Origin of the sequence: Sphingobium sp. CFD-2 (genome assembly GCF_024611135.1) — a bacterium.
In the GTDB taxonomy this organism is placed as follows: domain Bacteria; phylum Pseudomonadota; class Alphaproteobacteria; order Sphingomonadales; family Sphingomonadaceae; genus Sphingobium; species Sphingobium fuliginis.
On sequence record NZ_CP084405.1, the window covers coordinates 4094343 to 4107590 of the forward strand.

Below are 13248 nucleotides of genomic sequence, written 5' to 3' on the forward strand. Positions count from 1 at the left end.
AACGGATCGTTTCCGGGCGCGGCGGTGGACTTCGGCGCAGGTGCAGCATAGCTTCCGGGCCGGATTGTCGCGCATGGGGGTTTCGATGCAACGCTATAGTCGGCTGGCCATTTTCCTGCACTGGGCGATCGCCGCCCTGCTTGCCTTCCAGATCGCGGTGGGATGGGCGCTCGAGGATCTTGGCGCGCGCGGCTTCGCGCTGTTCCAGTGGCATAAGTCGATCGGCATCTCGATCCTGCTGCTGACCTTCGCCCGCATCGCCATACGCTATTGGAAGCCGCGTCCCGCGCCGGTCGAGCGCGGCTGGCAGGGCGCGCTGGCCAAGGCGGTGCATGCGGGCCTCTATCTGTTCATGCTGGGCGCGCCGCTCACCGGATGGGCCTTGGTGTCGACCGCGAAGGTGAAGGTGCCGACCTTGATCTTCGGCATCGTCCCCCTGCCTCATCTGCCCCTGCCCATGAGCGCGCATGAACTGGCCGAGGGCGGACACGCCCTGATCGCCTGGATCGGCATCGCGCTGTTCGTCCTGCACGTCGGGGGTGCGCTGCGGCATCATGTGCTGATGGGCGATGGGTTGCTGTGGCGGATGATGCCGGCGCGTTCGCCGCTGTTGCTGGCAGCCTTGCCCGCGCTGATCGCGGTGGGGTTCGTCCTTGGGCGCGCCGTCCTGCCAGCGCCCGCAGCGAAGGCGGTGGCCTTGCCGGTCCTGCCGGCGGCGGCCGAGGAGGAAGAGGAAATGCCCGCCAATGCCGCTGAGCCGGCCGACGATGCCGTCAATGCCGGCAATGCCGCGGCCCCGGCCGAAGCCGGCAATGCGGCGGTCGCGGAAGAACCGGTGGGGCCGCCGCCCGCCTGGTCGGTGCAGCCGGGCGGGACCATCGGCTTTTCCGTCGGTAACAGCGGCGAGACGATCAGCGGCCGCTTCTCCAAATGGACGGCGAAGATCGTCATGGACCCGGATCATCCGGACAGCGCGGACATCCGCGTGGAGATCGACCTGGCGAGCGCCAGCGTCGGGGACAGCTATAAGGACGGCATGCTGGCCGGGGACGAATTCTTCGGCGTGGCGGCGCACCCCAGGGCCGTCTTCACCGCGAGGGGCGCGGAGAAGACGGGGACGAACGGCTATCGCGCTTCGGGCACACTGAACCTCAAGGGGGTAAGCAAGCCGCAGAGCATCCGCTTCACCCTTTCCGGCACCGGGAAGGCGCGGAAGGTCTCAGGATCGGCCACCATCGCGCGCGCGTCCTTCGGCGTCGGCAATGGCGAGAGCAGCGCGGGACTGGACCCCAAGGTGTCGGTCAGCTTCGGGTTCAGTGCGCAGGCGGAATAAGCAGGCATGGATTTGGCGCTGCACTTCTGCCAAAGCGGCGTCATGGACAGGAGCACGGAAAAGCCAAGCGCGCGCATAGAGGATGGGGTCTTCCTGGGCTTCGTCCTCATCGTCTCGGTCGCCTTCGCGCTGGTGGTGGAGCCCTTCTTCGCCGCCATATTGTGGGGCGTGATCGCCGCCATCCTGTTCGCGCCGGTCAACCAGGGGCTGATCGGCATGATGCCCCGGCACCGGAACAGCGCGGCGGCGCTGACGCTGTTGCTGATCGTCGCGCTGGTGATCGTGCCGGCGATCATCCTGGCCATGGCGCTGGTGCAGGAAGCGACCCTCTTCTACGCCAAGGTGCAAAGCGGCGAGATCAACTTCGCGCGGATGTTCGCGCAGTTCCAGGCGAGCCTGCCTGGCTGGGCCGCGGCCTTTCTCGACCGGCTGGGCATAACCAACTTCGCCGCCGTGCGCGAAATGCTGAGCGCCGGCGTCGCGTCGAGCTTCCGCACGGTCGCGACGCAGGCGCTGCAGATCGGGCAGAGCGCGTTCAGCTTCCTGATGGCGCTGGGCGTGATGCTGTACCTTACCTTCTTCCTGTTGCGCGACGGGCCGAAGCTGGCGGCGATGGTGGACAGGGCCGCGCCGATGCGGACCGCGCATCGCCGGGCCCTGATCAATCAGTTCGTCGTCGTCACGCGTGCGACGATCAAGGGCAGCATCGTCGTCGCCATCGTCCAGGGGCTGATCGGCGGCGTGGTGTTCTGGGCGCTGGGCTTGCCGGGTGCGCTGCTCTGGGGCGTGCTGATGGGGGCGTTCTCGCTGATTCCGGCGGTCGGAACCGGGCTGATCTGGGTGCCGGTCGCCATTTATCTGTTTGTCACCGGGGCGGTGGCGAAGGGGCTGATACTCGCCTTTTGCGGCATGTTCGTGATCGGGATGGTGGACAATATCCTGCGACCGATACTGGTCGGGCGGGACACGCGGATTCCCGACTATGTGGTGCTGATCACCACGCTGGGCGGGATCGACCTGTTCGGGTTCAACGGCATCGTCATCGGGCCGGTGATCGCGGCGCTGTTCATCGCGACCTGGAACATCGTGACGAAGATGCGGACGGGGGCGGATGGGCTGGAGGGGCCTTTGACGGAATGATCAGGCGCTTCCCTTCAAGAAAGTGAAGGGCTTCGACATTTGAACGGGACAGGTGGCTCGTGAAAACGGCCCGAACGGAGCCTGGTTTCCGCGATCTATAACTCCTCCAGCGCGGCGCTGGCCTCCATCCAGCTTTCTTCCGCCGCTTCCAGTTTCCTTTCCAGGTCGGCGCGTTTCACCATCAATTCGGTCATGGTCATCTTCGCCTCCGCGCCGGTCGCGCTTTTGGGGTCGAACAGCGCCTGGTCGATGCGGCTGCGTTCGGCGGTCAGCATGGCCATCTCCTTTTCCGCCTTGCTGACGGCGTTCTTCGCCGCCTTCTGCCGTTCGCGCCATTGCGCGGCGTTGCGCTTTTCCGCCTTGCGGTCGGTCTTCGGGGCATCGCCCCCCGTACCCCCATTGCCGCCATTGCCGTCGGCCTTGCGCAGGATGATGTCGGTATAATCCTCCAGGCTGCCGTCGAAGGGCTGGGCCGTGCCATTGTCGACCAGCACCAGCCGGTCGGCGACCAGTTCGATCATGTGGCGGTCGTGGCTGACGATGACCACCGCGCCCGAATAGTCGTTCAGCGCCTGCACCAGCGCTTCGCGGCTGTCGACGTCGAGATGGTTGGTCGGTTCGTCGAGGATCAGCAGATGCGGCGCGTCGCGGGTGATGAGGGCGAGGGCCAGCCGCGCCCTTTCCCCGCCCGACATGGAGCCGACCTTCTGCGTCGCGCGCTCGCCGGAGAAGCCGAAGCGGCCCAGCTGGGCGCGGACGGCGGCGGGGGTGGCGCCCTTCATCACCCGGCTCATATGTTCGAGCGGCGTGTCGCCGACGTCCAGCTCCTCCACCTGATATTGGGTGAAATAGCCGACATTCATCCTGGCCGAGGCGTTCATCGCGCCTTCCATCGGCTTCAACTGCGCGGCGATCAGGCGGGCGAGCGTGGTCTTGCCATTGCCGTTGCGGCCGAGCAGCGCCAGCCGGTCGTCGGGGTCGATGCGCAGATTTACGCGGCGCAGGACGGGCGTGTCGTTGTAACCGACCGCCGCCATGTCCATGGTGATGAGCGGCGGGCGCAGTTCCGGCGGGCTGGGGAAGCCGAAATGCAGCGTCGGGTCCTCGATGGCCGCCGCGATGGGCTGCATCTTCGCCAATGCCTTGGCGCGGGACTGGGCCTGTTTCGCGGTGGAGGCACGGGCGGAGTTGCGGGCGACATAGTCCTGCAACTTCTCGCGTTCGGCCTGTTGTTTCGCGCGGGCGGCCTCCTGCTGCGCGAGGCGTTCGGCGCGCTGGCGTTCGAAGGCGTCGTAGCCGCCGGGATAGAGGGTGATCTTCCCGCCCTCCAGATGCAGGATATAGTCGACCACATTGTTGAGCAGGTCGCGTTCATGGCTGATGACGACCACGGTGCCGCGATAGGCCTTGAGGAAATTTTCCAGCCAGAGCGTCGCTTCGAGGTCGAGATGGTTCGACGGTTCGTCGAGCAGCAGCAGGTCGGGGTTGGAGAAAAGCAGCGAGGCGAGGGCGACGCGCATCTTCCAGCCGCCCGAATAGCTGTCGAGCGGGCGGCCCTGCATTTCCTCGTCGAAGCCGAGGCCGACGAGGATGCGGGCGGCGCGGGCCGGCGCGGTATAGGCGTCGATCGCGTTCAGCCGTTCGTAGATATGGCCGAGGCGGTCGGGGTCTTGCGTATGTTCCGCCTCCGCCATCAGTTCGGCGCGTTCCCTGTCGGCGGCGAGGACGGTGTCGAAGGGGGTGGCCGTGCCCGAGGGCGCTTCCTGCGCGATATAGCCGAGGCGCGTGTCGCGGGGCATGTCGCAACTGCCCTCGTCCGGGTCGATCTGGCCGATCATCACCTTCATCAGGGTCGATTTGCCCGCGCCGTTGCGGCCGATCAGGCCGACGCGGCTGCGCGGCGGCAGGGAAGCGCTGGCGCGGTCGAGAATAGTGCGGCCGCCGAGGCGCACGGTGATGCCGTTCAGGTTGAGCATGGAGGGGGCCTCTAGCAGAGGTGCGTGGGGTGGTGAAGGCGTTGAGGCGGAGTTTTGCAGACTGCCTCATGCCTGCGAAGTTCACGGCGTTGTGGCCGACGCATTTGCGTGGGTGCGGAGTGGTGGCGTTGATTTCGCAATAGGAGAATTTTTGCGGAATGGGTGTGCGGAGGGCGCCCGCTTAGGGCGGGTGGAATGGGTTGACGGTGGAAAGAGCCGGTGGGGTTATGGCATGGTCGGGGCCGTGTAGGACAGGGGGTTGGGCGGTGGGGGAGTCCATGTCCTTTGGGAGGCGTCAAGGGGAACGGGCAGGAGATGGGTCCCCGCCTTCGCGGGGATGACGGGAGTGAGACGGGGATGACGGGAGTGAGGTGGGGGATGACGGGAGTGAGACGGGGATGACGGGAGTGAGGTGGGGATGACGGGAGTGAGATGGGGATGACGAAATGGGGAAAGAGGTGACGGGATCGGGATGGACGCGATCCGGGGTGGGGATGATGGTTTATTGGGGGAAAGCGGGCGTGGTTTCCGCCGCATAAAGCGTGAACTGGCTGTGGAGGCCGCCATTGGATGATTGCCCCAGCCAGAGGTCGAACAGGCCCGGTTCGGCGATGATCCTGCTGCCCGCGCCGACAAATTGCAGGTCGGTGCGGGACAGGGAGAAGCGCACCGTCCTGCTCTCGCCGGGGTTGAGGGTGACGCGCTGGATGCGTTTCAACTCGCGGATCGGGCGGGTACGGCTGGCGACGCGGTCGCGGATATAAAGTTGGACGACTTCGCTGCCCTTGCGGGTGCCCTTGTTGGTGAGGCGGGCGGTGATTTCGATGGCGCGGTCCCAGCGCAGCGCCGTGTCGGACAGTTTCAACCCTTCCAGCGTGAAATCGCTGTAGCTGAGACCGTGGCCGAAGGGATAGCGCGCGCTGTTGTCGGTGGTGGCGTAGCGCGAGCGATATTCGGTGCGGTTGTCGATCACCGGGCGGCCGGTCGACTTGCGGTCGTAGAAGAAGGGTTCCTGCCCCGATTCCCAGGGGAAGCTGACCGGCAGCTTGGCGGACGGGTTCTCCTTGCCGAACAGGATGTCGGCAATGGCATGGCCGGATTCGGAGCCGAGGAACCAGGTCGCGAGGATCGCCTGCGCATTCGCCACCCCGTCATGCAGCGCCAGGGCGCGACCGTGGCGGAGAAGGACGATGACGGGCTTTCCGGTCGCGGCGACGGCATCGGCCAGCGCCTGCTGCACGACGGGGATTTCGATGGCGGTGCGGGACTGCGCCTCGCCCGACATGTCCTGCGATTCGCCCAGCGCCAGGATGACGATGTCCGCCGCCTTCGCCGTTTCCACCGCTTTGGCGACGCCCCCGTCGATGGGCGTCAATATGCCGCTGCCCGGCGCGACCAGCAATCTGGCCGGGTCCGGCATGGCGGCGCGCAGGCCGGTGGCGATGTCGATGCCCTTGCCCTTGTCGCCGTAAAAGGCCCAGGGGCCGTAGACATTCTCCCTGTCCTCGCCGAACGGGCCGATGAGCGCGATGGTCTGCGCCCGGGCGGGATCGAGCGGCAGGACGCCATCATTCTGGAGCAGCACGATGGAACGCGCCGCCGCCTCCCGCGCCAAGGCGCGATGGGCGGGGGTGGAGATGCGGGTCTTTTCCGCTTCCTCGTCCAGCGAGCGCCAGGGATTGTCGAACAGGCCGATGGCGGTCTTGACGTAAAGGATGCGCCGGACGGCGACGTCGACCGTTTCCATCGGCACCGCGCCGCTTTTCACCAGATCGGGGATGTGGCGGATGTAAAGGCCGCTCTGCATCGACATGTCGACCCCGGCCAATATGGCGAGGCGGGTGGCGTCGCGCTCATCCTCGGCATAGCCGTGGGCGATCAGTTCCTCGTCCGCCGTATAGTCGGAAAAGACGAAGCCGCGGAACTTCATCTCGCCGCGCAGCGTGTCGGTGAGCAGGTCGCGGTCGGCGGTGGCGGGCACGCCGTTGATCTCGCTGAACGCCGCCATGGTGGTGAGCGCCCCCGCCGCGAAGGCGGCGCCGAAGGGCGGGAGATGGGTTTCGCGCAGCGTTTCGTCGCTGATGTCGACGCTGCCATATTCGAGGCCCCCGGCGACGGCGCCATAGGCGGCGAAATGCTTGGGGCAGGCGAGCAGGGAATCGTCGCGGCGCAGGTCGCGCCCCTGAAAGCCGCGCACGCGGGCGGCGGCGAAGAGGCCGCCCAGAGCGACATCCTCCCCGGCTCCCTCGACCACCCGGCCCCAGCGCTGGTCGCGGGCGACGTCGACCATGGGGGCAAAGGTCAGGTGCAGGCCGGCCGCCGTCGCCTCCACCGCCATGGCGCGCGCCGTGCGTTCCGCCAGCGACGGATCGAAACTGGCGGATTCGGCTAGGGTCACGGGGAAGATCGTCTTCAGGCCGTGGATGACGTCGCCCGCGAACAGCAGCGGAATGCCGAGGCGGCTTTGCCTCAGCGCGATTTCCTGCGCGCGGCGCGCGCCCGCGACGCCGATGCCGTTGAACAGGCAGCCGACCCGGCCCTTGCGGATTTCGTCGGCAAGCTGCCTTTCATTCTGGATGCCGACCTGCGGATTGGGGGGATTATAGGGGCGGAAACTGTCGGCCAGGCAGGTCATCTGCCCTGCCTTCTCCTCTATGGTCATGCGCGCGATCAGATCGTCCACGCGCTCCACCTCCGTCGCGGCAAGGGCGCGGCGGGGCAGGGGAAGGGTCAGGAAGCCGGCAAGGGCGGCGGTCAGGACGGCGCGGCGGGTCGCGGGAGGAACTGGGGTCATCAAGGGGAGCGTAACAGATTCCGGATGAACCGCACTTATCCCGTCAATGCGCGCAGGAAAGCAAGCTGTGGAGAGATGGGATGAGCCCTGAAGCGGATCAATTCGGCCCGGCGGCGGCGCCTATGATCAGCGATGGTGGACAGGGCTGGATTCGAACCAGCGTACGGGAAACCCGGGCAGATTTACAGTCTGCTGCCTTTAACCACTCGGCCACCTGTCCAGTCGCCTAACCGGCGTCGGAGGGTGCCCCGACCGGCTGGAGGGCGCTCCAATGGCGAAAGGAGACTTGCCTGTCAATGGCCCAATGTGAAAAGAGCGCTTCCCATGAAAAGAGGAAATCGCACCGGAAAGGCCAAAGGGACCTTTCCCCGCTTCTATGGACGGCATGCCGTCATCGCCGCGCTCGCCAATCCGGACCGGGTGGTGCGCAAGATATGGGGGACGAGGGAGGCGCTGAACGCGCTCGACCTGCCGCCCGTCTTGCCCATCGTCTATGCCGATGGCGCCGATCTGGGCCGCATGGTGCCGTCGGACGCGCCGCATCAGGGGATCGTGGCGGAGGTGGAGCCGCTGGACGATGTCTGGCTGGGCGACGTGCTGGAGGCGGGGCAGGACGATAACAGGCCCGTGCTGGTGCTGGACCAGGTGACGGACCCGCATAATGTCGGCGCGATCCTGCGGTCCGCCGCGGCGTTCGACGCGCTGTGCATCGTGACGCAGGACCGCCATGCGCCGCCCGAATCGGGGGTGCTGGCGCGCGCCGCGTCGGGCGCGCTGGAGATCGTGCCCTGGGTGCGGGTCGTGAACCTTGCCCGGGCGCTGGATGAGATCGCGGAAGCCGGTTACTGGCGCATCGGGCTGGACGGCGAGGCGGAGCAGACGCTGGGCGAGGCCATCGGCACGTCCCGCGTCGCGCTGGTGCTGGGGGCCGAGGGCGAAGGGCTGCGTCACAACAGCATGGCGCATTGCGACATTTTGGCTAAACTGCCGATCAGCCCGCGCATGGAGAGCCTGAACGTCTCCAATGCGGCGGCGATCGCCCTCTACGCGGCTGCCAGCCGGTAGCGGCCGGGGCCACGGACGACAGGGGGTTCGATCGTGACGGTCTTTCTGCGCTCGGCCGCCGTGCTGGCGGCCAGTCTGCTGCTCTCCGCCTGCCTGGTGACGCCGGGCAGGTTCGATTCCACGCTCGACATCCGCGCCGACCGGAGCTTCAGCTTTACCTATAAGGGCGAGATACTGGCATCGGACATGGGCAAGGGCCTGGGTTCGATGCCGGGCAATGACGATCCGATCGACGGCGCGACGCCCAGGGACCAGCAGAGCAGCCTGCGCACGGCGCTCCGGTCCGGGACGCAGGGCAAGGCCGAGGAGCGTTTCGACGTCAAGGACGACAAGGGCGACGATCAGCAGATGCAGGCGATCGCGGCGGCGCTGTCGAAGGAGAAGGGCTTTCGGTCGGCCCGCTACATGGGCAATCGCCGGTTCGAGATCGACTATGCGATCAGCGGCCGGCTGACCCACGCCTTCCTTTTTCCCTTCAACAGCGACGCGCAGATCGTGCTGCCCTTCGTGGCGGTGGAACTGCGTGGGGAAGACCGGGCGCGGGTGAAGGCGCCGGGCTATTCCAACGGCTATGACAAGAGCCAGAACCCGATGGGCGGCAATGGCGGCGACGATGCCGCCAAGGCGCTGGACGGCACCTTCACCCTCACCACCGATGCGGAGATCGTCAGCCAGAACCAGGAAGACGGCGCGCAGGACGTGGCGCAGGGGAAACGGATCGTCTGGAAGATCACGCCGCTGACCGGCGAGGCGCCGGCGGCCACGCTGAAGTTCAGGCCCTAGGCTGAGGACGCATTACTGGCGGGTTGGCGTCGAGGCCGTGCCCGACGGCGGGCTCGCAACCAGGAGCCGGCCGTCACCAAAAGGTCGTAGCCGCCGCCATCGCGCCCGCGCCGGCCATCCCCGCCAGCAAGGCCACGAGCATATAGCGCCAGCCGCTGCCCACCCGGATCAGCCTGACCTCCGTCAGGGGCGGCGGAGGGGGGGCGCCGCCCTTTTCCGGAAAGGCTTCCTCGATCCGCTTCACAAGGCCCGGCAGGCGCTGCAAGATCCGGACATTCTCGATCAGCGCGTCGGCGGCCTTCGCCTCCGGCCCCAGTTCGGCGCGCAGCCATTCCTTCACATAGGGGCCGCTCGTCTCCCACAGGTTGATGTCGGGGTCGAGCGCGGTCGCGACGCCCTCCACCATCACCATCGTCTTCTGGAGCAGCAGCAGGTGCGGCTGGGTCTGCATGTCGAAATCGCGGGTGATGGCGAACAGGCCGTCCAGCATGCCGCCGACCGACAGTTCGCGCACCGGCTTGCCCCGCATCGGTTCGCCCACGGCTCTGAGCGCGGTGGCGAATTCCTCTACATTGTGATGGCCCGGCACATATTGCGCCTCGAAGTGAATTTCCGCCACGCGGCGGTAATTGCCGGTGATGAGGCCGTAGAGGATTTCCGCCAGCCACATGCGCGCGCGCCGGTCGATGCGGCCCATGATGCCGAAGTCGATCGCGACGATGTCGCCATTGGCGGTGACGAACAGGTTCCCCTGATGCATGTCGGCATGGAAGAAGCCTTCGGCGATCGCCTGGCGCAGGAAGGCGTTGACCAGCCTTGCCGCGATTTCCTTCACATCATGGCCGGCGGCGATCAGCGCGTCCCGGTCGGAGATCTTGACCCCGTCGATCCACTCCATCGTCATGACCTTGCCGGTCGTGCGGTCCCAGTCGATGGCGGGCACGCGATAGCCGGGCATGGCCTCCATCGCCTCGCCCAGTTCCGAAGCCGAGGCCGCTTCCCGCCGCAGGTCGAGTTCGCGCGCGGTCCAGCGCTTCATGTTGGCGATGACGAGGCGGGGGCGGAGGCGGGCCACTTCGCCGCCCAGCATCTCGACATGGGCGGCGGCCCATTCATAGGTCTGGATGTCGCGGTTGAACTGGTCGATGACGCCGGGGCGGATCACCTTCACCGCGACATCGCGCCCGTCCGTCGTCACCGCGCGGTGCACCTGCGCGATGGAGGCGGCGCCCACCGGCACCTCGTCGAAGCGGCTGTAGAGCGTTTCCAGCGGCCGCCCGAAGCTCTGCTCCATCTGCGCGCGGATGGTGGCGAACGGCACGGGGGGCAGGGCGTCCTGCAGGCGCAGCAGGTCGTTCGCCGCATCCTCCCCCACCAGGTCGGGACGCGTCGCCAGCGTCTGGCCCAGCTTGATCGCCGCCGGGCCGATGGACTGGAAGGCGTCGGCATAGCGCGGCTGCCGGGGCACCCGCGCGCCCAGCCGCGCCACCCGCACCAGCCGCCGCACCGGCGTCGGCGTCAGCGGATCGCGCTCGATCCCGGTCAGCGCGCCATGCCGCGCCAGGGTGCGGCCCCATTTCAGCAGCCGCCAGATATGCGTGAGGTGGGAAGGCATCGCTATTTATGCCCTTCCCCTGCGGGAGAAGGACGTGACGGGCGCCCCATCAGATTTTCCACCCGCTATGGATCGCCACCAGCCCGCCCAGGATCGGTTCCACCTTCGTCTGCACGAAGCCGGCGTCGCGGATCATCCGCTCGAACGCCGGCATGGGGGGGAAGCGGCGGATCGATTCGATCAGATAGCGATAGCTGTCCTCATCGTCGGCCAGCAGCTTGCCGAGCCTGGGCACCAGCCGGTGCGAATAGACGTCATAGACGTCGGAAAAGCCCGGCCATGTCGTGGTGGAAAATTCCAGGCAGAAGAAGCGCCCGCCGAACTTCAGCACCCGATGCGCCTCGCGCAGCGCCCTGTCGACATGGGTCACGTTGCGGATGCCGAAGGCGATCGTATAGGCGTCGAACGCCCGGTCCGCAAAGCTCAGCTCCTCGGCATTCTGCTCCGACCAGATGAGGCCTTCCAGCCCCTTCTTCCTCGCCCGATCGACGCCCACGGCCAGCATTTCGGGATTGATGTCGGAAACCGTCACCCGCGCGCCATGGCGATGCATGCGGAAGGCGATGTCCCCGGTGCCGCCCGCCATGTCCAGGATAAGCTCGTCCCGGCGCGGCTTCACCCGGCTGACGAACTGGTCCTTCCAGAGCCGATGCGCGCCGCCCGACATGGCGTCGTTCATCAGATCATATTTGGACGCCACATTGGAGAAGACGGCGCGGACCATCCCCTGTTTTTCGGCGGCTTCGACATCGCGATAGCCAAAGGAAGCGGTTTCACTCATGGGCGCACGCTCTAGAGCATTTTTCCGGGGAGAGGAAACCTCCGAGATCGGGTAAAATGTCCATGGCGCCGCATGCGGCAAGAGGCCTGTTGCCGGGCGGTCCGGGGCGCTCCATAGAGGGCCATGCCCGAACTTCCCGAAGTCGAAACCACCGTCGCGGGCCTGCGATCGGTCCTGCAGGGCTCGCTCCTGACGCGGGTCGAGCCGCGCCGCGCCGACCTGCGCTTTCCGATACCCGTCGACCTGCGCCAGCGGCTGACCGGCGCCACCGTCACCGGCCTGTCGCGCCGCGCCAAATACGGCCTGATCGACACCGACCGCGGCGACACGCTGATCTTCCACCTCGGCATGTCGGGCCGCTGGCGAATCGATCCGGCGGAGATCGGGCCGCATGACCATCTGTTGATCGGGACCGGGGGAGGGCGGCTTCTGTCGCTCAACGACCCGCGCCGCTTCGGCTCGCTCGACCTGGTCCGCAGCGAGGCGTGGGAGGCCCATAACCCCTTCACCCGCATGGGACCCGAGCCGCTGGGGCCGGATTTCACGGCCGACGCGCTGGCCGCCGCCCTCAAGGGCAAGGCGGCGTCGATCAAGGCCGCGCTGCTCGACCAGCGCATCGTTGCCGGGCTGGGCAATATCTATGTCTGCGAGGCGCTCCACATGGCCGGCATCGCCCCGACGCGCGAAGCGGGCCGGATCGGCCGCGCCCGCCTCGCCCTGCTGGTCGACGCGATTCGGGAGGTGCTGACCGCCGCCATCGCCGCGGGCGGATCGACGCTGCGCGACTATGCCCGGCCCGACGGCGAACTGGGTTATTTCTCCAAGCAATGGCGGGTCTATGGCCGCGAGGGGGAAGCCTGCCATTGCGGCACGCCCGTCAGGCGCCGCGTGGATGGAGGCAGATCGACCTTTTTCTGCCCGAAATGCCAGAAATAGCGGGGCGCTCAGCGGTTGACGCAACCCCTGTTCCCCTGTAAGGGGCGCACCTTCACGAGAGCCGGTTGGGGATTCCGACGGGCTCCTTCACGAGATTTGACGAGAACCGAGGACAGTAAATGGCCAATACGCCGCAAGCCAAGAAGCGCATCCGCCGCAACGCCCGCCGCGCCGAGATCAACGGCGCCCGCATCAGCCGGATTCGCACCCTGGTGAAGAAGGTCGAAACCGCCCTCGCCGCCGGCGACAAGGCTGCCGCGACCACGGCGCTTCAGTCGGTCCAGCCGGAACTCGCCCGCGGCGTCGCCCGCGGCGTGCTGCACAAGAACACCGCGGCCCGCAAGTTCGGCCGTCTGACGAAGCGCGTCAGCGCGCTCGGTTAAGACCCAGCCACTTTCCAGCTCGTCGGTCAGAACAGGCCCGCCCCGCAGTCGATGCGGGGCGGGCTTTTTCATGTTTCATTCACCAAAAGGTCATTTTGGAGGAAGCCCCGATTTCCGGCGATTCTCCTTCGATTCGAGAGAGGTGACGGTCCAGGTGCTGGAATAATATAGTGAAATTGCTGGGTAATTTTTCAAACCGGCCTTTTCTGCGGGGTTTGCCGAGTCAACGGCTTTATTTCACATTTTTGACTGGCAGCGCCCTTGATCCGGCGAAGCAGGCCTGTCTATTTTGATCCTCCGGCCGCCACTCGAATCGAATTTCCGGCGGTCATCAGATGGTTGGTTGATGCACGAGATTCGGGAAGGCGGGGCTTTTCCGGAACGGGTCTCTGCGTCGCATCGCCCCTGCCTATGGGGTGCAGTTGATGGGGGTCGACTGTTT

The 13248-nt window shown here is 66.7% G+C and carries 10 protein-coding genes and 1 tRNA gene; 6 read left to right on the forward strand and 5 right to left on the reverse strand.

Features of this window, described 5'->3' with window-relative positions:
- The first annotated feature begins 85 nt into the window (after nt 1-85).
- Entirely contained in the window at nt 86-1333 is a 1248-nt protein-coding gene (locus LDB29_RS20260) for a YceI family protein (protein ID WP_025552020.1), read from the forward strand.
- 42 nt (nt 1334-1375) lie between these two features.
- Nucleotides 1376-2473: an AI-2E family transporter gene (locus LDB29_RS20265; RefSeq protein ID WP_025552018.1), complete on the forward strand. Its 1098-nt coding sequence runs from the start codon at nt 1376-1378 to the stop codon at nt 2471-2473.
- A gap of 95 nt (nt 2474-2568) precedes the next feature.
- Here the strand turns inward: LDB29_RS20265 and LDB29_RS20270 are convergent, their stop codons facing one another.
- From LDB29_RS20270 to LDB29_RS20280, 3 genes are all read right to left on the reverse strand, one after another.
- Nucleotides 2569-4449, reverse strand: a complete 1881-nt coding sequence (locus LDB29_RS20270) for an ABC-F family ATP-binding cassette domain-containing protein (RefSeq protein ID WP_025552016.1) — start codon at nt 4447-4449, stop codon at nt 2569-2571.
- Between the two features lie 502 nt (nt 4450-4951).
- The gene (locus LDB29_RS20275; RefSeq protein WP_025551669.1) at nt 4952-7243 is read right to left on the reverse strand and encodes a glycoside hydrolase family 3 N-terminal domain-containing protein; all 2292 of its coding nucleotides are present in this window, start codon (nt 7241-7243) and stop codon (nt 4952-4954) included.
- A gap of 133 nt (nt 7244-7376) precedes the next feature.
- A tRNA-Tyr gene (locus tag LDB29_RS20280) sits at nt 7377-7463 on the reverse strand.
- A 104-nt stretch (nt 7464-7567) separates the two neighbouring features.
- Here LDB29_RS20280 and rlmB point away from each other — a divergent pair.
- Both rlmB and LDB29_RS20290 read left to right on the forward strand, forming a co-directional pair.
- Entirely contained in the window at nt 7568-8308 is a 741-nt protein-coding gene (gene rlmB / locus LDB29_RS20285) for a 23S rRNA (guanosine(2251)-2'-O)-methyltransferase RlmB (protein ID WP_025551629.1), read from the forward strand.
- Between the two features lie 33 nt (nt 8309-8341).
- A complete protein-coding gene (locus LDB29_RS20290; protein ID WP_025551631.1) occupies nt 8342-9091 on the forward strand; it encodes a hypothetical protein in 750 nt (249 codons plus the stop codon).
- Between the two features lie 73 nt (nt 9092-9164).
- On the opposite strand, the gene ubiB is transcribed toward LDB29_RS20290, so the two are convergent.
- Nucleotides 9165-10706, reverse strand: a complete 1542-nt coding sequence (gene ubiB, locus LDB29_RS20295) for a 2-polyprenylphenol 6-hydroxylase (protein WP_044661614.1) — start codon at nt 10704-10706, stop codon at nt 9165-9167.
- Nucleotides 10707-10755: 49 nt separating this feature from the next.
- A complete protein-coding gene (locus LDB29_RS20300; protein ID WP_025551633.1) occupies nt 10756-11487 on the reverse strand; it encodes a class I SAM-dependent methyltransferase in 732 nt (243 codons plus the stop codon).
- A gap of 123 nt (nt 11488-11610) precedes the next feature.
- Between LDB29_RS20300 and mutM the strand changes: the two genes are divergently transcribed.
- Nucleotides 11611-12423 (forward strand): bifunctional DNA-formamidopyrimidine glycosylase/DNA-(apurinic or apyrimidinic site) lyase, encoded by an 813-nt coding sequence (gene mutM, locus LDB29_RS20305; protein ID WP_025551635.1) that lies wholly within the window; start codon nt 11611-11613, stop codon nt 12421-12423.
- Nucleotides 12424-12542: 119 nt separating this feature from the next.
- Nucleotides 12543-12806 carry a 30S ribosomal protein S20 gene (gene rpsT, locus LDB29_RS20310; RefSeq protein WP_007687699.1) on the forward strand — a complete coding sequence of 88 codons (264 nt, stop codon included), beginning with the start codon at nt 12543-12545 and terminating at the stop codon, nt 12804-12806.
- Nucleotides 12807-13248 lie beyond the last annotated feature (442 nt).